Genomic DNA, 19,966 nt, shown 5'->3' on the forward strand with positions numbered 1-19,966 from the left:
AAAATCAGATACTTTCTCCGTTGTTTATTGAAAATTGTTATAATGAGTGTCGCTGCTGTTTATTATAGAAAAGCAGTTAACATATAAAAATATCTTTGTGAGGTGGATCTCTTTGCAGCTTCAGGTAATAAATAGTCCTTTTAACCAAGAACAAACAGAGCTTTTAAACAAAGTTCTTCCATCACTTACGGAAGAACAGAAAACGTGGCTGAGCGGATATCTGGCCGCTTCCCAATCAGCATCAGCGGGAACGGCAGCAGCGGAAGCGCCGCAGACATCCCAGGCCCCTGCGCCTGCAGCAGAGCCGGTCTCCAAAGAAGTAACCATCTTATTTGGTTCCCAGACAGGAAATGGACAATCTTTAGCAGAAGAAATGTCTAAAAAATTAGAAAACCAGCAATATGAAGTTACACTTTCTTCAATGAATGACTTTAAAGCCAACACGTTGAAAAAAGTGAAAAATCTTCTTGTGATTGTAAGTACGCATGGAGAAGGCGATCCGCCTGATAACGCCGTTTCCTTCTATGAATTTCTAAATGGACGGAAGGCGCCTCAGCTTCAGGATCTGCAGTATTCAGTCCTGTCTCTTGGAGACAGCTCATATGAATTTTTCTGCCAGACTGGAAAAGAGTTTGATACGAAACTGGCCGAGCTTGGGGGCAAGCAGCTTATTGAGCGTGTAGACTGTGATGTTGATTTTGATGAACAGGCCGCCGAGTGGATGGAAGGTGTCATCACCGCTTTGAATGAAAACCAGGCGGCAGCATCTGAGCCGACAGCTGTACAAACTCAGGAAAGTCCTGCTGGAACGGAGCAGACAGCCTATTCCCGCACAAATCCATTTAAAGCAGAGCTTCTTGAAAGCCTGAATTTAAACGGCCGCGGGTCCAATAAGGAAACCCGCCATCTTGAGCTGTCGCTTGAGGGGTCCAATCTTGAATATGAACCCGGCGACAGCCTCGGTATTTTCCCTGAAAATGATCCGGTGCTTGCCGATCAGGTTATACAGGAAATGGGATGGAATCCGGATGAAACCATTCAGCTGAACAAGCAGGGAAAAGTCAGTTCGCTCCGGGATGCGCTTATTACTTATTACGAAATTACAGTGCTTACAAAGCCGATGGTAGAAAAAATTGCCGGCCTTTCCAGCAATCCTGAACTGCAGAAACTTACGCAGGAAGGGAACGAAAGCAAGCTGAAAGAGTATATTTACGGCAGGGATCTTCTTGACCTGCTTCGTGATTTTGCACCATGGGAGGCGTCAGCTTCGGAATTTGCAGCTATTCTGCGTAAAATTCCGCCGCGTCTGTATTCGATCGCAAGCGGTCCTTCTGCAAATCCGGAGGAAGTGCATTTAACGATTGGTAAAGTCTGCTACGATTCTCACGGCAGAGACCGCACCGGGGTCTGCTCCGGCCAGACGGCCGAGCGCTCCGATCTGGGCGATGAATTCTCTGTGTATGTTCAGCGCAATCCGAATTTCAAGCTTCCGGAAAGCACCGATACACCTATCATAATGGTAGGACCCGGTACAGGAGCTGCTCCGTTTCGTTCCTTTATGGAAGAGCGGGAAGAGCTGGGCATCGAAGGAAACAGCTGGATGTTTTTTGGCGAACAGTATTTTGTCAGTGATTTCCTCTACCAGACCGACTGGCAGAAATGGCTGAAAAACGGCACGCTTGCCAAAATGGATGTAGCTTTTTCCCGCGATACAGAGGAGAAAATCTATGTGCAGCACCGTATGCTTGAAAAAAGTAAAGAGTTCTATGAGTGGATAGACCAGGGTGCAGTGTTATATATTTGTGGAGACGAAAAAAACATGGCTCACGACGTTCATCAGACCCTTCTGCAGATTCTTAAGCAGGAAGGCGGCATGAGTGAAATGCAGGCCGATGAATATGTTGCAGAAATGCAGCAGCAAAAAAGATACCAGCGTGACGTGTATTAAGGCATATAAAGGAGAGTTATAATTCATGGCTAACAATAAATTAGCTCCGGTTGATGGTCCGCCGAGTGATGTAGAACGAATAAAGACCGAAAGTAATTACCTGCGCGGAACGCTCGTAGAAACGCTGGAGGACAGAATCAGTGCAGGGATTCCAGACGATGACAACCGCCTGATGAAATTTCACGGCAGTTATCTTCAGGATGACCGTGATCTTCGAAAAGAGCGCCAGCGTTCAAAACTGGAAGCGGCATATCAATTTATGCTCCGGGTCCGCCTGCCTGGTGGAGTAGCGACACCTGAGCAGTGGCTGATGATGGATAAGCTTGCCTATCAATATGGAAATGAGACTCTTAAGCTGACAACACGTCAGACGTTTCAGATTCATGGCATTTTAAAGTGGAACATGAAAAAAACGATCCAGTCGATTAATGAATCATTAATGGATACGGTGGCAGCCTGTGGAGACGTGAACAGAAATGTAATGTGCACCCCGAATCCATTTCAGTCCCAGGTTCACGAGGAAGTGTATGAATGGTCCAAACGCCTGAGTGATGATCTGCTTCCAAAAACCAGGGCGTATTATGAAATGTGGCTGGATGAAGAAAAAATTATGGACAGTGATTCAGAAGAAAATGCAGAGCCTATGTATGGCGAAACATATCTTCCCCGTAAGTTTAAAATCGGAATTGCAGTTCCACCATCAAACGATGTAGACGTCTTTTCGCAGGATATCGGCCTGATTGCCGTCATTGAAAACGGCGCGCTTGCCGGCTTTAATGTTGCTTTAGGCGGCGGCATGGGAATGACACACGGCGATACAGCAACGTATCCGCAGCTTGGAAGAGTCGTTGGTTTCTGTACGCCGGAAAAGGTTGTTGATCTCGCCGAGAAAGTAATCACGATTCAAAGGGATTACGGCGACCGAAGCGTAAGAAAATATGCACGGTTTAAATATACAATTGACCGCCTCGGGCTGGAAAACATCGTAGAAGAGCTTCACAACCGTCTCGGCTGGGAACTCGAAGAAGCCCGTTCTTACGAATTTGAAAGCAGCGGAGATCGTTATGGCTGGAGCAAAGGCCATAATGGCAGATGGCATTTGAATTTATTTATTCAAAATGGCCGTATTAAAGATACCGAAGACTATAAGTTAATGACAGGACTCCGGGAAATTGCCGAGCTTCGGGCAGGAGAATTCAGGCTGAGTGCCAACCAAAATTTAATTATCAGCAACATTACCACCCAAAAGAAAAAGAAAGTGCTGGAAATCGTAGAAAAATACGGTTTGACAGACGGGGAGAATCAGTCCGCCCTGCGCAGAAACTCGATGGCGTGTGTAGCGTTTCCTACGTGTGGACTGGCAATGGCTGAATCAGAGCGCTACCTGCCTTCATTGGTGGATAAGCTCGAAGAACTGCTTGATCAGTCCGGCCTCAGTGAAAAAGAAATCATTATCCGTATGGCCGGCTGTCCTAACGGCTGTTCACGCGCAGCCCTTGGAGAAATCGGCTTTATCGGAAAAGCACCGGGAAAATATAATATGTATCTCGGCGCGGGCTTTTCCGGAGAACGTCTGAGCAAAATGTATAAAGAAAATATCGGCGAAGAAGAAATTCTGGATAGTCTTCGTCCACTGTTTGAACAGTATGCCAAAGAGCGTGAAGACAACGAACATTTCGGCGATTTTGTTATTCGCGCCGGATATGTGGAAGAAGTAACTTCCGGTACGAATTTTCACCGGTAACATGCAACAGCGGAATATTTATTAAACAGGAACGCCCTTACCGCTAACTGGTGAGGGCGTTCTGCATAACGGCAGCCCTTTTTAAGAGAGGGTTGATTTTTCGGTTAAAGGGAATAAGACAAACGGCAGGTAAATGACAAAGGGGTTTTTATGAATGAAACGATTTAATCTTGGAACGAGCAGCCTGGAAGTACCTAACATCGGTTTAGGATGTATGCGCATGAAAGAATTGTCCATACATGATGCAGAAAAAGTGATCAAGAACGCAATGGAAGCGGGGATTAATTTTTTTGATCATGCAGATATATACGGAGATGAAGATAGGAAGTCGGACGCCGTTTTTGCAGAAGCAGCAGGAATGAAGGACGACCTGCGTGAAAAGATGATTATTCAGACAAAATGCGGCATCCGCGGACGTTCCTTTGATTTTTCCAAAGAACATATTATTGAGTCAGTAGAACAAAGTTTAACCCGGTTAAAAACCGATTATATAGACGTTCTGATGCTGCACCGGCCGGACGCTTTAGTGGAGCCGGAGGAAGTGGCAGAGGCGTTTGATGAATTGGAGCAAAGCGGAAAAGTAAACTATTTCGGCGTGAGTAATCAAAATCCGATGCAGATTGAACTATTAAAAAAATATGTAAAACAGGATTTAATTGCAAATCAGCTTCAGTTTAGTATTATGCATTCGGGCATCATCGATGCGGGACTGAATGTAAATATGACTAATCCGGCATCTATTTCCCATGATAATAGTGTTCTTGATTACAGCAGATTACATGATATGACCATCCAGGCATGGTCTCCATTTCAATATGGGATGATGGAAGGCGTCTTTGTAGATAATGATAAATTTCCTGAACTGAACAAAACTCTTCAGAAAATAGGAGAGCGTTACAGCATTACTCCGTCAGCTGCGGCTGTAGCATGGATTTTAAGACATCCGGCGCAAATACAGACAATTGCGGGCACGATGAATACAGAACGTCTCACCGGCATAGCGGAGGCCTCAGAGGTCATGCTTACGAGACAGGAATGGTACGATATCTATCTGGCTGCAGGAAATGAACTGCCATAATGAAAAAAAAGCATCAGTCTCTCAGGAGGCTGGTGCTTTTTTCAAGCTATTGAAGAAGACAATAAATACGTATGCTTATTCAAAAAAGTGATATCGGTAGATGTGTTCGACAGACCAGCCATAGGTGAACCGACATTGCAAAACAATCTAAAAAAAGCACCAGCCTCCCGGGAGGCTGGTGCTTTTTATCTAAATCTTTATTAGTTCAATACTGTTACCTTAACGCTCTGACGGCCGAATGAAAATGCATCAGACTTAGTTGGTACGTGAAGGTCAATGCGGTTGCCTTTGATAGCGCCGCCGGTGTCAGCTGCGATAGCTGTTCCGTAGCCTTCAACGTGTACTTTAGAACCAAGTGGGATAACGCTAGGATCTACAGCGATAACTTTTTTGTTAGGGCTGTTACGAAGGTCTGTGCCGTTAGCAGTAATACCGGAGCATCCTGCGCAGCCTGCAGTGTAAGCAGTAGCTTCCATAGTCATAGACTGGCCTTCAGGAGAAGAAGTCTGCTCAGAAGAAGTGTTAGCTGATGCTACAGCTTCTTTTTCTTTAGGAGCGGATTCACTTGAAGTGGACTCGGAAGGAGCTTCTTCTTTTTTAGGGGCTTCTTCTTTAGGAGCTTCTGCTTCGCTGGACTTAGTTGTGCTTGCGGGAGCGACAACGTCAGATCCAGATCCAAGAGAGCTTTCTAAAGCAGAGCGTGTGTCAGGTCCAACTACTCCATCAACGTTGATGTCAGCGCTTGACTGAAGTTCTTTTACGCCGTTAGCAGTAATAGAACCAAAAATGCCATCTACTTTATAGTCATACAATCCAAGGCTCTGAAGGTCTTCCTGAAGTTCTACAACGGCTTCATTGGACTGCCCTTGCTGAATGTAAGAATTTGTTGAAGCGGCCTCACTGTCTGCGGGAGAAGAAATAAATAATAGAGTACCTACTGCTGCTGTTACTATACCTGTTTTTAAACGGGGACTTGAAAATTTCATCGAAACACTCCTTATGTTTTGTTTGGGTTACTTGCCGAGTTCGAATATATCTAAAAAAAGCACAGGTTACAATACGTTTTTCGATAATGAAATACAACTGAAATAAATGTTAAATTCCTGTCATCATTATAAATGACTCATACTATTCTCCCTATATGCTCAAGAATAGGGTTTTTCAAAGATAGTTTACAAAAAATAAAAAAATCTTGTAATCGTAATGATATATTTAGAAAAATCAATAAATAACATGTTTTGAGACGAAAAATTGGTTGATGTTACAAAAAAAACGAGTTTTTTTGTTAGTATTGACTCATAAAAGGGTAATAATTCCGCTATTGTTTTGCAGGCATAACGACTCTTGCCGCTAGGACTTCATCTCGAGAGACATAATATAAAAATAATATGAGAAATAATGAAAAAGAGGGATGTAAAAGCATTAGAAACGGGGTACAATAAGAGAGAACACGCTGCAGTGAATATTTTTCGGGCTTGATGAAGTATATCGGTATACTTTCAGCCGGATCATATTTGTAATTTGCTGCAAGGTTGCGGGACCATGCGCAAATTTCATTATCCGCAGCGTACTACATTATTATATCTGTGAAAATGAAATCATCTTTTACAGGTTGCGGGACCTGAAAAGGTGAAATGACCACTCTTTATGTCCGTGTTGAGCAGTCGGGGGACTTCTGCACACGGAAAGGTTACTTTAGTGAACGGAAGCTTTTCCTTTTACAGGGAAAGCAAAATAAAAACGGCTCTGTCTCAGCGCTCAATCGCTGGAACAGGGTCGTTTTTCTTCTATATAAATGTACCGGAGCAGATTAGTGTTTTATCCGCCCCTGTTTGGTGGTACATATAATAGAGTATATAAAAATACATAAAGGAGGAATGAGCAATGAATATAGCAGGAATTATCGTATTAATAGTTGGTATTGTCTTTGCTATTTTAGTTTTAGTACTTATGAAAGTACTGCTGAATGTGGCATCGACTTTGAAAGGCATTAACGAAAGTGTGAATAAGCTGCCTGAACAGGTTGAACAGGGCGGGGCGCAGGTTAATGACATTTTCAACCAGGCTAATGATGCATTAACGGAAGTAAACAAGCAGATTGCCTCGTATGCCCCGATCGTTTATATTGTGGCAAACGCTGGTGAAAGAGCCAGAAATGAATCTTCCTCTTTAGTAGATATGACCATGTCTTTAAAAGGCGGAAGTGCTCAGGGAACAGATGTAGAATCAAGAAACAATCTAGGCGCGGTTTATGAATCTGCATTGGCAGGCTACTATTTGTTCCAAAAAAGAGATGCATTAAAAGCCGGTCTTTCCACATCAGCAGAATAATTACCCTGCTTCTTTTGCCGGTTTAGTAAAGACAGGAAGTCTGCTTCCTGTCTTTTTTCAGGTAATGCTGGTTATAATAAGTAAGTCTTACTAACTTAGAGGAGGATTTTATGAATAATTTTTCTTTTTACAACCCAACTAAATTAATTTTTGGCAAGAACCAGCTGGAGAAGCTGCAGACCGAGCTGCCTAAGCATGGAAAAAAGGTGCTGCTTGTATATGGCGGAGGAAGTATAAAGAAAAGCGGTTTGTACGATGAAATTGTTCAAGAGCTGCATCAAATGAGCGCTGAAATTTTCGAATTATCCGGAGTAGAGCCAAATCCGAAGCTCACAACAGCTGAAAAAGGGATTGAGATCTGCAAACGGGAAGGCATAGATGTCCTTCTTGCCGCCGGCGGAGGAAGTGTTATTGACTGTACGAAGCTGATTGCAGCCGGTACAAAATATGATGGCCCGGCATGGGATCTTGTAACAAAGAAAGCCTACGCTAAAGAAGCTCTTCCATTCGGTACTGTTCTGACGCTTGCTGCGACAGGCTCAGAAATGAATGCAGGCTCCGTTATTACCAACTGGGAAACCCAGGAAAAGTATGGATGGGGCAGCCCGGCTGTGTTCCCTGATTTCTCGATACTCGATCCGACTTACACAAAGAGCGTACCGGAAGATCAGACCGTATACGGCATTGTAGATATGATGACGCATGTTATGGAGCAGTATTTCAATAATGCGTCGCATACGCCGCTTCAGGACAGAATGTGTGAATCTGTCCTCATAACAGTGAAAGAGGCAGCACCGCAGTTAATGAAAGATCTGCAGAGCTATGAGCACCGCGAAACCATTCTTTATTCCGGTACGATAGCGCTGAACGGTATGCTGCAGATGGGCTACAACGGAGACTGGGCGTCGCACAATATAGAGCATGCCGTTTCTGCCGTGTACGACATTCCACATGCGGGAGGACTGGCTATTTTGTTCCCCAACTGGATGAAGCATAATGTACAGGTTAATCCCGCCAGGTTCAGCCAGCTTGCCGTCAGGGTATTCGATGTAGACCCATCCGGTAAAACGGATGAAGAGACTGCTATGGAAGGTATTCAAAAGCTTCGTGAATTCTGGAGCAGTATCGGAGCACCGGAGCGGTTATCCTACTATGATATTGATGACTCCAAGCTGGATGTTATCACCGGTAAAGCAATGATTAACGGTGAATTTGGTAATTTTAAATCCCTTCAGCAGGATGATGTAAAAGCTATTCTGCAGGCTTCCTTATAATACAGCAGAAAAGCCCTCCAAACGGCAGAGCCGTACGGAGGGCTTTTTTACATTTCGGGATGGTGATCCTCATATACGTGGTACAGCATCAGGTCATGAATCTGCGATTTTATTCGATCCTGTTCTTCCAGGGGAAAAGAATCGAGGGGAAGATCGATACTGCCGTCTTTAAAATACGCTCCGTTAATGTGTTCTCCCTTATAATAGAAGGAGACGGCCCATTCACGGTTAATCCAGTTGTTTTTTATTTCTTTCCATTGAAAGTGGCTGATCATTCGTATCTCTCCTTTGCTGCGTTATACTAGTATGGTAGCATATTCTTTTTCAGCGCCATAATACACAGCAATTGCTTGCCTGGAAAGCAGCGGATTGGTAAAGTATGATTGACCCGTAATGCGAGTGAAACAAAGGAGATACAAAATATGAATGCAGTACTATTACTAATTATTATGATTATCATGGGAGCGGTCATCGGTGGATTTACCAACTCCCTGGCAATAAAGATGTTGTTTCGGCCGTATCAGGCTGTATATATAAAAAGCTGGCGGGTGCCATTTACACCGGGATTGATTCCAAAACGAAGAAAAGACATGGCCGAGCAGATGGGACGGATGGTGGTTGATCATCTTCTGACCCCGGAAGGCATGCAGGATAAATTCAATGAGAGTGGATTTCAAAAGCAGGTTATCAGCATTGTCCAGCGTGAAGCGAAAGGGTGGCTGCATTCGGAACGTTCGGTCGCGGACGTATTAGAACAATACGCCGGAGTCACCGATCCCCGCGGGAAAATGGCTGTTTATTCGGAAGAATGGATAGATAAAAAGCTGCAGATGTTTATTTATGACAACCAGGAGAAGTCAATTGATGAGATGCTGCCGCCGGAGTGGAAGATTTCAGCGGAGTCCTACTTTGATTCGTTTGCCGCCAGAATTGCAGATAAAGGCGCCCGTTATTTTGAAAGCGATGCGGGAAGAGTGCAGCTGGAAACGCTGCTTGAGAAATTTCTGCAGGGAAAAGGATCGGTATTTAACTTCCTCAGTTCCATGTTTGGCAATGATAAAATCCTCGATAAACTTCAGCCGGAACTGGTCCGGTTTTTCCGGGATCCTTCTTCGGCCGTGTTTTTCAAAGGGTTTATTATTAAAGAATGGGAAAAGCTGCTCGACCAGCCTGTTTGGAAGGCAGGAGCCCAGATGAATACGAAATCGGTGGCGCGCTATACAGTCAAAGCGTTAAATCGTGAGCTGACCGTGCTGGATCGACTCGAGGTGCCGATAGCAGAATGGGGGCCTTCCTATGAAGAGCAGATCATTAACCAATGGATTCCAGATCTGTGGAATCAGATTCAGCCGGTATTATCCAACAAACTGCTGAGCGTATTTGATTACCTGGAGCTTGAAGATGTGATCCGGGAGCGGGTTGATACCTTCTCGGTCGGCCGCCTCGAAGCAATGGTGCTGTCTATATCGGGAAAAGAATTTAAAATGATTACGTATCTGGGAGCCCTGCTTGGCGGGTTTATCGGTGCATTTCAGGGATTATTCGTGTTATTTTTTTCATAAATGTAGGCGAAATGCGTGAATTTCCCAGGTGATTCTGTTATGCTCGTACAAGATTGTTTTAAAGGAGGTCATTAGTTATGTCAAATGTTTATGATAAAGCACACGAACTATCCCGTTCTTTGCGTGATAGTGACGAATTTCAACAGCTTAAAAATCTTCATGTTCAGGTAGAAGAAGATGAAGTAGCCAAGCGTATGCTTGATAACTTCAGAAACGTTCAGCTTGAACTGCAGCAAAAGCAGATGCAGGGCCAGCAGCCAACTGAAGAAGAGATCACGCAGGCTCAAAAGCAGTTTGAAATGGTTCAGCAGCATGAGGTTATCTCATTGTTGATGGAGCAGGAGCAGAAAGTAAGCACAGTCATCGGAGATGTAAACAAAATTATTACAGAGCCGTTGGAAGAGCTTTACGGAAACCCGGACGATCCAGAAAACGTTCAATAGTATGAAAGAAAAACCCCTTTTCGGAGGGGTTTTTTTCAAATAAAAAATCAGACATTACAACCATGCCGGGCAAATTGGTTAACAAAGGAGCAGAACAGTATGGTGCTACTATATATTAAAGGTGTGGAAGAAAAAGAAAAACAGAATTTCCAACACACCGTAGATCTTTACGGCAAACAGCTCAAGGTGACTGAAGAGCAGAATGAAGATACGGCGATGACGCTGTCTTTTTCTTCGGGACGGAATCAGATGAGAGGAACCCTCAGCGGGGAAGGCACAGAGGCCTCCTATACTTATTATCCATCGTCTGCTTTCACGCAGGAGGCTCCCGACAGTAAAGAAATGAAACGAAGAAAGCTTCATGTGACGGTTCAGCTTTTAAATAATTGGTACTGCACCGAACAGCCGTGGGGACTGTTAACCGGAATGCGGCCTACCAAACTCTGGCATCAGTGGCATCAGGGGGGAGCGGGACCGGAAGATATTAAGCACTGGCTGTTAAAAGACTATATCGTTACGCTGGAGAAGGCGGAGCTTTTAACCAATATTGCGCTCAAGCAGCAGGAAGTGCTCCCGGATATTTATGAGCTTTCCAAAGGCGTCAGTATTTATATAGGCATTCCGTTTTGTCCGACAAAATGTGCGTACTGTACCTTTCCCGCCTATGCGATGAATGGCCGAAACGGATCGGTTGTTACCTTTCTGGAAGGACTCCATTATGAAATGGAGGAAACGGGCAGATGGCTTAAGGAGAATAATGTACCGGTCGACACGATTTATTTTGGCGGCGGTACGCCAACAAGCATTTCTGCTGAAGAGATGGATGCATTGTATGGCCATATGTATGAAGTAATCCCGGATATTGAGAACATTAGGGAAATTACGGTAGAAGCGGGCCGGCCGGACACGATCACTCCGGAAAAACTGGACGTATTAAAAAAGTGGAACATTGACCGGATCAGCATTAATCCGCAGTCTTTTACTAATGAAACGCTTAAAGCGATCGGCCGCCATCATTCGGTGGAAGAGACAATTGATAAATATAAACTGGCTAAAGTCCACGGCATGAATAATATTAATATGGACTTAATTATCGGCCTTCCGAATGAAGGCATGGAAGAGATGGCCCACAGCCTCGCAGAGACAGAAAAGCTGCTGCCGGAATCTGTGACCGTTCATACGCTTTCCTTTAAAAAAGCATCGGAAATGACGCGCCAGAAAAACAAATACAAAGTAGCGGAGCCGGCGGAAGTGGAGCAGATGATGAATCTGTCTTCGCAGTGGATGGCTGAGCACAGCTACGAGCCGTACTACTTGTACCGGCAGAAGAATATCCTGGGCAACCTGGAAAACGTCGGGTATTCCTTTAAAGGAAAAGAGAGCCTGTACAATATTATTATTATGGAAGAGCTGCAGACCATCATCGGACTCGGCTGCGGCGCGGCAAGCAAATGGGTGGATCCGGAAACCGGACGCATCACGCGATTTGCCAACCCGAAAGACCCGATTTCCTATATTCAGTCCTACGGAGAATACACGTCGAAGAAATTAGATACCCTTTCCGGGCTGTTTCCTACTTCCCAGAAAGCATAAAAAAGACTGTTCCTTTTCAAAAGGGACAGTCTTTATATTTTTATTATAAAATTCAGTAGACATAGGACAATTATTTCTTAAGCTTTATCGTCGAAGAAAGATTACACTACACCAGCCTTTTAATTGTTTCGTGGAACGTAATTGCCTGTTCCTGCGGGTATTTGGTAAGAATATAGTTGAAGACCTTTGGCAGCACTAATTCCGGTGCATCGATTTCAAGCATCCTTCCTTCTGCCAGCTCCCGCCTCACTGCTGACCGAGGTAAAATAGAAAATCCAATGTCTTCTTCGATAAATCGCTTTGCCACATGGACCTGAGAAACCTGCATCGTTCTTAAGGCAGGATACGCAAAATGGAGCTGCCTGAGAATTGGTTCCCAGTATTCTGGATGATTATCTGTAAGCAGCACCTTTTCTTCGATCAGCGATCCAAATTCAATTGGCGGACTGCTTTCTTCTTCACCGCCGTCATGCGGCGCTACGATTTTTAGTGGCTCCTCAGAAATCCGCGATGCGGTTACCTCTTTAAAGTGACTGTCCATTCTGGATAAACCGATATCTGACAGTCCTTTATTTATTTCTTCTGCAATAAATTCCGATTCCATAACGCGAATCACCACTTCTACCTGCTTTTCCTTTTTAACATAAACCTTCAGCCAATAAGGAAGATAAGTTGTTGCGACAAGCGGAGATACAGCAACTGTAAGCGTTTGATGATAACCCTGCTTGATTCGCTGCATTTGCAAAAATCCCTCGTCCAGTTCTTTAATAATCTGTACGGCTTTCGGATAAAAATACCTGCCATACGAAGTGAGGCGGACATTTCTGCCCGTTCTTTCAAATAAGAAAACACCGAGTTCTTTCTCCAGTTGTTTCATTTGCATGGACACGGCTGGTTGGGACATAAACAGCAATTCCGCGGTTTGATGGTAATTTTCTTCTTTTGCAGCAGTTAAAAAGGTACGCAGCCATTGTATATTCACCAGATTATCACTCCTTTTATTAATTATAATATGTTATCAATAATCGCAAAAATACTTATTTTTATTAATTGTAAATACTCTTTACACTAAAGATAGAAGCAGGAAAAGGAGTGTAATAAAATGGATGTCAAAAATCAAGGATTAGAAGGAGTAGTAACGGCAGATACGGCCATTAGTCTTGTTGACGGAGAGAGCGGGCGGCTTATTTACAGAGGCTATGATATTCGGGAACTTTGCCTGCATTACGAGTTTGAAGATATCGCTTATCTTTTGTGGCAGGGCATACTGCCAAAGAAAGAAGAAACAGAAGCTTTAAAAGCAGAGTTTCAACAGCAGCGAAAGCTATCCCACAGTTTGATCGAATTAATTCAGCTGCTTCCTGCAAATATGCCGATGATGAGCGTCATTCGTACATGTATTTCTTTTTTGGGAGACGCCTCTTTTACATGGCCCCCAACAGCTGCACAGGCAGTAAAGTTAACGGCGGCAGTGCCTGTAATTATCGCAACACGCTATCGCTGGCTGAAAGACGGTCAAATTATTGAACCGAAAGAAACGCTGGGGCATACTGCAAATTATCTATACATGCTGCATGGCAGGATCCCGGAGGAAACCCATATTCAAGCCATGAATGCCTATTTAATTTTAACGATGGAGCACGGCATGAATGCTTCCACCTTTACTTCCCGGGTGATCACCTCCACAGAATCGGATATGGTGTCTGCGATTACCGGGGCAGTGGGAGCGATGAAAGGTCCTCTGCATGGTGGAGCCCCGAGCGAAGTCACAGAAATGCTCAGTAAAATAGGGGGGAAAAGTAATGTAGAATCCTGGCTGCGGGCACAGTTGGAGCAGGGAAATAAATTAATGGGATTTGGGCACCGTGTTTATAAAACGCAGGATCCACGTGCAGAAGCTTTGAAAGAAGTAACCTCTTCTCTCGTCCAAGAGGATGCATGGCTGGAGCTTGCACACGAAGTGGAAGAAAAAGCGATCCGTTTGCTGGAAGAATACAAACCAGGAAGAAAGCTCTATACAAATGTAGAATTTTACGCAGCAGCTGTACTCCGGGCTGTGCAGCTGCCGGATGAACTATTTACTGCAACTTTTACTGCCAGCAGAATAGTTGGTTGGAGTGCTAATGTTCTGGAGCAGGCTGAGAACAATCGCATTTACCGGCCCCAGACGCACTATACGGGTCATGTGCCCGAATAAGTTGGAAGAAAGTGAAGCGGTATTTCGCTCATTTTTTTAAAAAATTAAAAAGGGAGAGAAGAGGCTGATGAAAGCACATCTTCTTTCCCTTTGTATAGGAAGAGGTTCGGATAACCGAGATTACGTATCCTAAATTGTTTAAGTGAAGGGGAACTAAAAAATAAGTAGTTTTAATCTCTGTTGAGTTTTGTAGACTTTCTCCAGGATTACTTCCTTTATACACATGGACAGAATCCAACATAGATAATTTTAAATGTTGTTCTTTTATTGCCGCAGTCATTGATTTTAATCCTTTTAAATGTACCTTTTCGTCGTCCAGTGTGTATTGATCTTCCTTTTAAAAAAAGACCGCAGCTAGAGAGCTTTCTTAACTTTAAAGGAGGGACTAAGCGTTCAATTTGCGAATGACCGGGAATTCCGCATTTTTAGCTGGTCGTGGGATAGCAGCCAGCCAAATACTCGTTAACAATGTCCCATTTAAATTCTTCGCTATATTTATCCATAAAAAACACCCCAAAAGTTAGATTTTTAATTCTAACTTTCGAGGTGTAATATATAAAACACTTCACCCATAAAGTAAAAGGGTTTACTGAACACCTTCAATTATTCCAGCAGCCCTTCAAGACTATATTTACGCAAAAGCATTATTCAGTTACTGGTCTTCTTTCTTGCCTGCCAATTAATTAAATCAAATAATTTGGCCATCCTAATTCATGTTTTGCAAGTATCGAATAGGAATTACTGAACACCCTCACAATCTTTCTGAGCAATTTTCATGAGGTGCTATTTGTTTACGTAAGGGATTCGTAGACAACCGCGTTTACAGTTACTTCAACATTGTTTTTCATCGCTTTTGAAAAAGGACACACTGCATACGTTTTGTCTGCCAGGGCTTGCACTTCCGCCTTTTCCATTCCTTTAATCGCTACATCCAATCGAAATGCCACTTTGTAGCCATTGTCTGTTGGATCCGGATGAAGTTCAACAGTCGTAGTGGTCATTGGCTCTCCAGTGACTTCCTCCATCCCCATTATTCTGACTAAGGTAAAATTGAAACTAGTACTGTAACCAAGCGCCAAAAAGTGAGCAGGAGTATATCCTTCCCCTGTTCCGCCTAGTTTTGATGGAGGGGATACTTTAGTTGAAAATGAACCATCTGCTAAATAACTAATTCCCTCCGGACCGCCGACATTGGTTGCCGCTGCGTCAAATAGCAAACCAGAACTAGCCATTTTCTACATCTCCTTATAATTTTTTAATTCGCATTTATTATACTCCTTTTGTCAGCTGATTTCTATAATATTATCTGAATATTCCGCATTTTAATTATGTGGTGAAATGAAAATAAGCTCTAAATTATTTGAATCGAATTCAAAATATCACTTTTACAATTTTGGCGGATGCGGGAATACCGGGTTTAGGTGCTGTCAATCGATTGCTCGCCAATCAGGATGTGTTGTAAATCAAAGTAACAAAAGAAAATGATAATTTATCTTTCTGTCCAGTCCGGTGCCACACATTCTTTTGTAGACAGCTCGTCTTAAACATTCGAGAAGACATAGGTCTCGCTGAGAGTCGCAAGCATTAATGAATAGAAAGCTTGCGACGGTAGGTTATTCGATAAAAGAAACTTCTTGTTAAACTGGCCGAGTTAAAACTAAGATAAATCAAATACATAAAACTATTCTTAAAAGACACTTTTAGGAACGTTAAAATAGGATTGAGATGAATTGTTATGAACGTTCATAAAGGTTATAAATAACTTTACAGGCGTTTTTTGTTTTGCCTACATTTTTACGAACAGAGACGGTATACTTTTTAAAAGGAATAGAAAATGAGAGGGAATACGTATGGAACATTATTACTATAGATCCATATTATAAACTTGTGAAACAAATGAAGGAGGGGGATAAATATTGAAATTAAAAAAGGTTTTTGAAGTTACAAAGTTAAATGTATTTATCGATCATATCGAAGATGCTGTTATGCTTTTTAATATAGACGGTCAATTAGTTTCGTATAACCAAGAAGCCGACCGGCTTTTTAATATAAGTAAAGGGTCCAATTCACCTGAAGTTTTTTCTTTTGTAAATGAAATATTGCAAGAGGGTGTAAATTTTAAACAATGTAACCTGCTAAAAGAAGGTCAATCATTCAATAGAAAAATAAAAAAACTTCAATTTGGCAGTTCGTATTACATATTCGAAACAATTGAATCAAAAACAGAAAATGGTAACATATTTGAGCCCATTTATTCTAAAGAATTTGCAGCTATTGTCAGTACTATTAATGATGGTATTTATATTTCAGATGGGAAAGGATTTACTTTATTTGTGAACGATAAATACTCTGAAATGACAGGAATTCAAAAAGAAGAAGTAGAAGGGAGACACATTTCAGAATTAGTTTTTGAGGGTTACTTTGATAGTTCCGTCACATTAGAAGTGTTGATTAATCGAACAAAACAATCGGTATTACAAAAAACGAAAGAACAAAAAAGTACATGGTTGGTAACCGGTAATCCTTTTTATAATAACGTAGGAAATATTACGATGGTAATTAATTCTGTGTATGATATGACTGATTTGAACCAATTAAAAACTTCCTTGAAAGAACAAGAAAAAATTAATGATGATCAAAAAAAGGAGTTAAATCGACTCCGATCCAGAATACTTGACGTTCCTTACTTGATTGGTAATAGTCCACTTATGCAAGATACTAAAAAAAGAATAGTCCGCGTGGCTAATATTAATTCAACGGTGCTGATTACAGGAGAAACTGGAAGTGGAAAAAACTTAGTAGCTAAAGCAATTTATGAACTAAACACTGAGCGTAGCGGCCCCTATGTTGAAGTGAACTGTGGAGCGATACCTGAAAGCCTTATTGAATCGGAACTCTTTGGTTATGCTCATGGATCTTTTACTGGGGCCTCAAAAGGTGGAAAAGCAGGGTTAATTGAGTCTGCGGATAAAGGTATGATTTTTTTGGATGAAATTAGTGAATTACCTTTGCAGCTTCAGGTTAAAATTCTCACTTTTTTACAAGACAAAAAAGTGAGGCGTGTGGGGGATGTAGACTATAAACATGTCGATGTTCGCGTGATCGCAGCATCGAATAAAAAAATAGAACAATTAGTAGAACAAAATTTATTCAGAGAAGACCTGTATTATCGTTTGTCAGTTGTACCGATTACTATTCCGCCTCTTCGCGAATCAAAAGAAGATATTAAGCCTCTTATTGAACATTACTTATTGAAGTATAACAGGCAGTATAACCGCACTATTGTTTTTTCTAACGACGCTTACTATTATTTAGAAAGCTATCATTGGCCGGGAAATGTTAGAGAGCTGCAGCATTTAATCGAACAAATGGTTATACTATCTGAAAATCAATGGATTACAAGCGATTTTTTACCTGAAAGTATCAAACAACATACTATGCAAGTCATTCCAAAAGACCAAGGTCTTCAAGGGCTTGTGGATAGGCTTGAAAAAGAAGTTATTCAAAGAAAATGGGACGAACTCGGTAATAAAAATCTAGTGGCTGAAAGCTTAAATATTCATCGAACCACACTTATGAGGAAGATGAAAAAACTAAATATACCTTCTGATTAAAAAGTGCAAAAACGCACATTTATTTACGAACTGAATTTTTAATTTTTGCTTAAAATTTAAATAATGTGTTTATATCATAGTATAAATATCCAAAAGAAGCGTGTTTTGTTCATTTTAATATTGCATTTCGATAAGTGCAAAAATGCACCAGTAGTGCATTTTTGCACTACTTTTTTTGTTTTTAATTACCCGATTATTATAATAAAAAAAGAATTAGGTTCTCGTTTTAGAATAAATCATAATGAAATAATTAAAAAAACCCTGATGTATCAATGTATAGAAGAACTCTATAATTAATAATTTAATAGATGATTTCATTTTGGCACGGAAGTTGCAAATGTATATAAGTAATGCGTTCATAAAAGCGCATTATCAAATTTTTCTAAATTAATTTGGAGGGATAAACATGGATTTGAATACGTTTACAGAGAAGTATAATTTAGAGGATCAAGCTATCGATACGAATGATATTCCTTGGGTCCCAACTTTCAAAGAAGAAGATGGAGTATGGTTCAAACCTCTTCGCTTTGACTTAACAACCGGACATTGGATTCACATTTCTAAATTTGCTGCAGGTAAAGGTAATGCTCGTCATAAGCATACCGGAGGGACTGTACTGGCCTATACCCTGCAGGGGAAATGGTGGTACCTTGAACGAGATTGGGTGGCTGAGAAAGGATCCCTCATTTATGAACCTCCAGGTGATATTCACACATTAACAGTTGGTGAGGATGAAGATATGATTACCCTTTTTCACCTAAGTGGAGTCATTGAATACTACGATGAAGAGGGAAACATTACTCTTCAAGATGACATGTTTCACCGGATGAAAAAGTATTATGAATACTGTGAAGAGCATAATATACCAGTTAAAGATTTAACATTCTAAAAGATTTAGCATAGGATTAGAATATTTTATTAGTTATTTAATCAGCAGGAGCTTAGGTTCTGCCTATCTCCTGCATTTTTATTACATGTAAGCGGTTACTATATATTGAAGGAAGGTGATCCCATGAAATTTTCTACATGGAAATGCCTAATAGCTATACCAGGTGCAATGATATTTGTGGCAGGTTGTAGTTCAGCAAATCCAGCGTCCTCTGAAAATCCGGCCGAAGAAGAACCGATTACGCTTCGTGTAGGTTCCGGGGTGGGAAGTACACACATAATTAATGAAGCTTATTTTAAACCTTGGATGGAAGCAGTAGAAGAAGAAACGAATGGACAGGTAGAATTTGAAACTCATTATGGAGGTAGTCTTGTTAGTGCAGGACGTGAGTATGAAGCATTAGACTCTGGTTTAGTCGATATTGCGCTTCCTATGTTCCAACTTTATGACCCTATTCGATTTCCCCTATCAGAAGTAAGCATGCTCCCTTTACTAGAATCGGATGTCAACATCGCAACAAAAGCATATGAAGAATTGGTATTAGGGGATTATACCTTTGAAAATGGAAAAAGTTTCTACGAAATGGAACATGGAAGCAAAGATCTAAAACAATGGACAAGTCCTACTACGGAAGGCTATAAGTTCAGTTATGCAGACATTAGTCAACCCGAAACAGTAGGGGAATTTACCAATGTAACATTTAGAAGTTCGGGTCGTGTATCAGAAATATTCTCTGAAAATTTAGGCATTAATAGTGTTTCAATTCCTGCCACTGAAATTTATGATGCGTTATCGCGTGGATCAATTGATGGCTTATATTTTTCTATTCCAGATTGGCCAAGTTACGGAATTGGAGGCTTATTTAATTATACGGTGACTGAAGGAGTGAACTTGGGCCATTACAGCCATACGTTCGGGATGACTCAACAAACATGGCAGGAACTGCCTGAAGATGTACAAAATGTTATGGATGAACAAGCAAGTAAGCTTCTGGCTGCAGAAGAAACATATGATATTTACGATGTTCGAAGAGAGGACGCGTTAAGTAGTATGGAAGAAAACGGTGGAATGGTAGAAGCAATGGAAGAACAACCGGAAGAAATACAGGAAGCTGTTGATGATGCTATCGTAAAAACCTGGGAAGATTGGATAGAAATAAATGAAGAAAAAGGTTTTCCAGGTAGAGAAACAGCTTTATTATGGAGAGATTTGATCATAAAACACGGCGGCAGTGTTCCTGATGAAATTGAAGAAATGGAATGAGTAGGTATTTAAAAGAGTAGTTGAATCGCA

General features: G+C 41.7%; 16 protein-coding genes. 12 read left to right on the forward strand and 4 right to left on the reverse strand.

Features of this window, described 5'->3' with window-relative positions:
- The first annotated feature begins 112 nt into the window (after positions 1-112).
- From AC5W14_RS15580 to AC5W14_RS15590, 3 genes are all read left to right on the forward strand, one after another.
- Positions 113-1,948 carry an assimilatory sulfite reductase (NADPH) flavoprotein subunit gene (locus AC5W14_RS15580; protein WP_496058897.1) on the forward strand — a complete coding sequence of 612 codons (1,836 nt, stop codon included), beginning with the start codon at positions 113-115 and terminating at the stop codon, positions 1,946-1,948.
- Positions 1,949-1,973: 25 nt separating this feature from the next.
- On the forward strand, positions 1,974-3,692 hold the full coding sequence (gene cysI, locus AC5W14_RS15585; protein WP_496194954.1) for an assimilatory sulfite reductase (NADPH) hemoprotein subunit: 1,719 nt from the start codon (positions 1,974-1,976) through the stop codon (positions 3,690-3,692).
- Between the two features lie 154 nt (positions 3,693-3,846).
- Positions 3,847-4,770 (forward strand): aldo/keto reductase, encoded by a 924-nt coding sequence (locus tag AC5W14_RS15590; protein WP_496058895.1) that lies wholly within the window; start codon positions 3,847-3,849, stop codon positions 4,768-4,770.
- Between the two features lie 200 nt (positions 4,771-4,970).
- Here AC5W14_RS15590 and AC5W14_RS15595 read toward each other — a convergent pair whose 3' ends face one another.
- Positions 4,971-5,756: a 3D domain-containing protein gene (locus tag AC5W14_RS15595; RefSeq protein ID WP_496194955.1), complete on the reverse strand. Its 786-nt coding sequence runs from the start codon at positions 5,754-5,756 to the stop codon at positions 4,971-4,973.
- A gap of 898 nt (positions 5,757-6,654) precedes the next feature.
- Between AC5W14_RS15595 and AC5W14_RS15600 the strand changes: the two genes are divergently transcribed.
- Together AC5W14_RS15600 and AC5W14_RS15605 are read left to right on the forward strand one after the other, a co-directional pair.
- Entirely contained in the window at positions 6,655-7,101 is a 447-nt protein-coding gene (locus AC5W14_RS15600) for a DUF948 domain-containing protein (protein WP_496058893.1), read from the forward strand.
- A 110-nt stretch (positions 7,102-7,211) separates the two neighbouring features.
- On the forward strand, positions 7,212-8,375 hold the full coding sequence (locus AC5W14_RS15605; protein ID WP_496058892.1) for an iron-containing alcohol dehydrogenase: 1,164 nt from the start codon (positions 7,212-7,214) through the stop codon (positions 8,373-8,375).
- A 47-nt stretch (positions 8,376-8,422) separates the two neighbouring features.
- On the opposite strand, the gene AC5W14_RS15610 is transcribed toward AC5W14_RS15605, so the two are convergent.
- Complete coding sequence (locus tag AC5W14_RS15610) at positions 8,423-8,650, reverse strand: DUF5342 family protein (RefSeq protein WP_496058891.1); 228 nt, start codon at positions 8,648-8,650, stop codon at positions 8,423-8,425.
- A gap of 147 nt (positions 8,651-8,797) precedes the next feature.
- Between AC5W14_RS15610 and AC5W14_RS15615 the strand changes: the two genes are divergently transcribed.
- The 3 genes from AC5W14_RS15615 to AC5W14_RS15625 all read left to right on the forward strand — a co-directional run bounded on the left by AC5W14_RS15615 (position 8,798) and on the right by AC5W14_RS15625 (position 11,973).
- Positions 8,798-9,937, forward strand: coding sequence for a DUF445 domain-containing protein (locus AC5W14_RS15615; RefSeq protein ID WP_496058890.1), 1,140 nt, complete (start codon positions 8,798-8,800; stop codon positions 9,935-9,937).
- 77 nt (positions 9,938-10,014) lie between these two features.
- Entirely contained in the window at positions 10,015-10,380 is a 366-nt protein-coding gene (locus tag AC5W14_RS15620; RefSeq protein WP_496058889.1) for a YlbF/YmcA family competence regulator, read from the forward strand.
- A gap of 102 nt (positions 10,381-10,482) precedes the next feature.
- Positions 10,483-11,973 carry a coproporphyrinogen III oxidase gene (locus AC5W14_RS15625; RefSeq protein ID WP_496058954.1) on the forward strand — a complete coding sequence of 497 codons (1,491 nt, stop codon included), beginning with the start codon at positions 10,483-10,485 and terminating at the stop codon, positions 11,971-11,973.
- A 106-nt stretch (positions 11,974-12,079) separates the two neighbouring features.
- Here the strand turns inward: AC5W14_RS15625 and AC5W14_RS15630 are convergent, their stop codons facing one another.
- Positions 12,080-12,955 carry a LysR family transcriptional regulator gene (locus AC5W14_RS15630; protein WP_496194956.1) on the reverse strand — a complete coding sequence of 292 codons (876 nt, stop codon included), beginning with the start codon at positions 12,953-12,955 and terminating at the stop codon, positions 12,080-12,082.
- A 120-nt stretch (positions 12,956-13,075) separates the two neighbouring features.
- Here AC5W14_RS15630 and AC5W14_RS15635 point away from each other — a divergent pair, with 120 nt between their 5' ends.
- A complete protein-coding gene (locus AC5W14_RS15635) occupies positions 13,076-14,170 on the forward strand; it encodes a citrate synthase/methylcitrate synthase (protein ID WP_496058887.1) in 1,095 nt (364 codons plus the stop codon).
- Between the two features lie 791 nt (positions 14,171-14,961).
- On the opposite strand, the gene AC5W14_RS15640 is transcribed toward AC5W14_RS15635, so the two are convergent.
- Entirely contained in the window at positions 14,962-15,402 is a 441-nt protein-coding gene (locus AC5W14_RS15640; RefSeq protein ID WP_496194957.1) for an Ohr family peroxiredoxin, read from the reverse strand.
- Positions 15,403-16,086: 684 nt separating this feature from the next.
- Here AC5W14_RS15640 and AC5W14_RS15645 point away from each other — a divergent pair.
- From AC5W14_RS15645 to AC5W14_RS15655, 3 genes are all read left to right on the forward strand, one after another.
- Complete coding sequence (locus AC5W14_RS15645) at positions 16,087-17,784, forward strand: sigma-54 interaction domain-containing protein (protein WP_496058884.1); 1,698 nt, start codon at positions 16,087-16,089, stop codon at positions 17,782-17,784.
- A 406-nt stretch (positions 17,785-18,190) separates the two neighbouring features.
- Positions 18,191-18,673, forward strand: a complete 483-nt coding sequence (locus AC5W14_RS15650) for a 2,4'-dihydroxyacetophenone dioxygenase family protein (RefSeq protein ID WP_496058883.1) — start codon at positions 18,191-18,193, stop codon at positions 18,671-18,673.
- Positions 18,674-18,796: 123 nt separating this feature from the next.
- Positions 18,797-19,936 (forward strand): type 2 periplasmic-binding domain-containing protein, encoded by a 1,140-nt coding sequence (locus tag AC5W14_RS15655; protein WP_496194958.1) that lies wholly within the window; start codon positions 18,797-18,799, stop codon positions 19,934-19,936.
- Positions 19,937-19,966: the final 30 nt, after the last annotated feature.

It is taken from the genome of Sinobaca sp. TMA16-18 (assembly GCF_059510535.1).

Excerpts from the sequence above, each read along its gene's own strand:
- cysI (WP_496194954.1), top strand. The coding sequence starts at position 1,974 with ATGGCTAACAATAAATTAGCTCCGGTTGATGGTCCGCCGAGTGATGTA.
- AC5W14_RS15590 (WP_496058895.1), top strand. The coding sequence starts at position 3,847 with ATGAAACGATTTAATCTTGGAACGAGCAGCCTGGAAGTACCTAACATC.
- AC5W14_RS15595 (WP_496194955.1), bottom strand. The coding sequence starts at position 5,756 with ATGAAATTTTCAAGTCCCCGTTTAAAAACAGGTATAGTAACAGCAGCA.
- AC5W14_RS15600 (WP_496058893.1), top strand. The coding sequence starts at position 6,655 with ATGAATATAGCAGGAATTATCGTATTAATAGTTGGTATTGTCTTTGCT.
- AC5W14_RS15605 (WP_496058892.1), top strand. The coding sequence starts at position 7,212 with ATGAATAATTTTTCTTTTTACAACCCAACTAAATTAATTTTTGGCAAG.
- AC5W14_RS15610 (WP_496058891.1), bottom strand. The coding sequence starts at position 8,650 with ATGATCAGCCACTTTCAATGGAAAGAAATAAAAAACAACTGGATTAAC.
- AC5W14_RS15615 (WP_496058890.1), top strand. The coding sequence starts at position 8,798 with ATGAATGCAGTACTATTACTAATTATTATGATTATCATGGGAGCGGTC.
- AC5W14_RS15620 (WP_496058889.1), top strand. The coding sequence starts at position 10,015 with ATGTCAAATGTTTATGATAAAGCACACGAACTATCCCGTTCTTTGCGT.
- AC5W14_RS15635 (WP_496058887.1), top strand. The coding sequence starts at position 13,076 with ATGGATGTCAAAAATCAAGGATTAGAAGGAGTAGTAACGGCAGATACG.
- AC5W14_RS15640 (WP_496194957.1), bottom strand. The coding sequence starts at position 15,402 with ATGGCTAGTTCTGGTTTGCTATTTGACGCAGCGGCAACCAATGTCGGC.
- AC5W14_RS15650 (WP_496058883.1), top strand. The coding sequence starts at position 18,191 with ATGGATTTGAATACGTTTACAGAGAAGTATAATTTAGAGGATCAAGCT.
- AC5W14_RS15655 (WP_496194958.1), top strand. The coding sequence starts at position 18,797 with ATGAAATTTTCTACATGGAAATGCCTAATAGCTATACCAGGTGCAATG.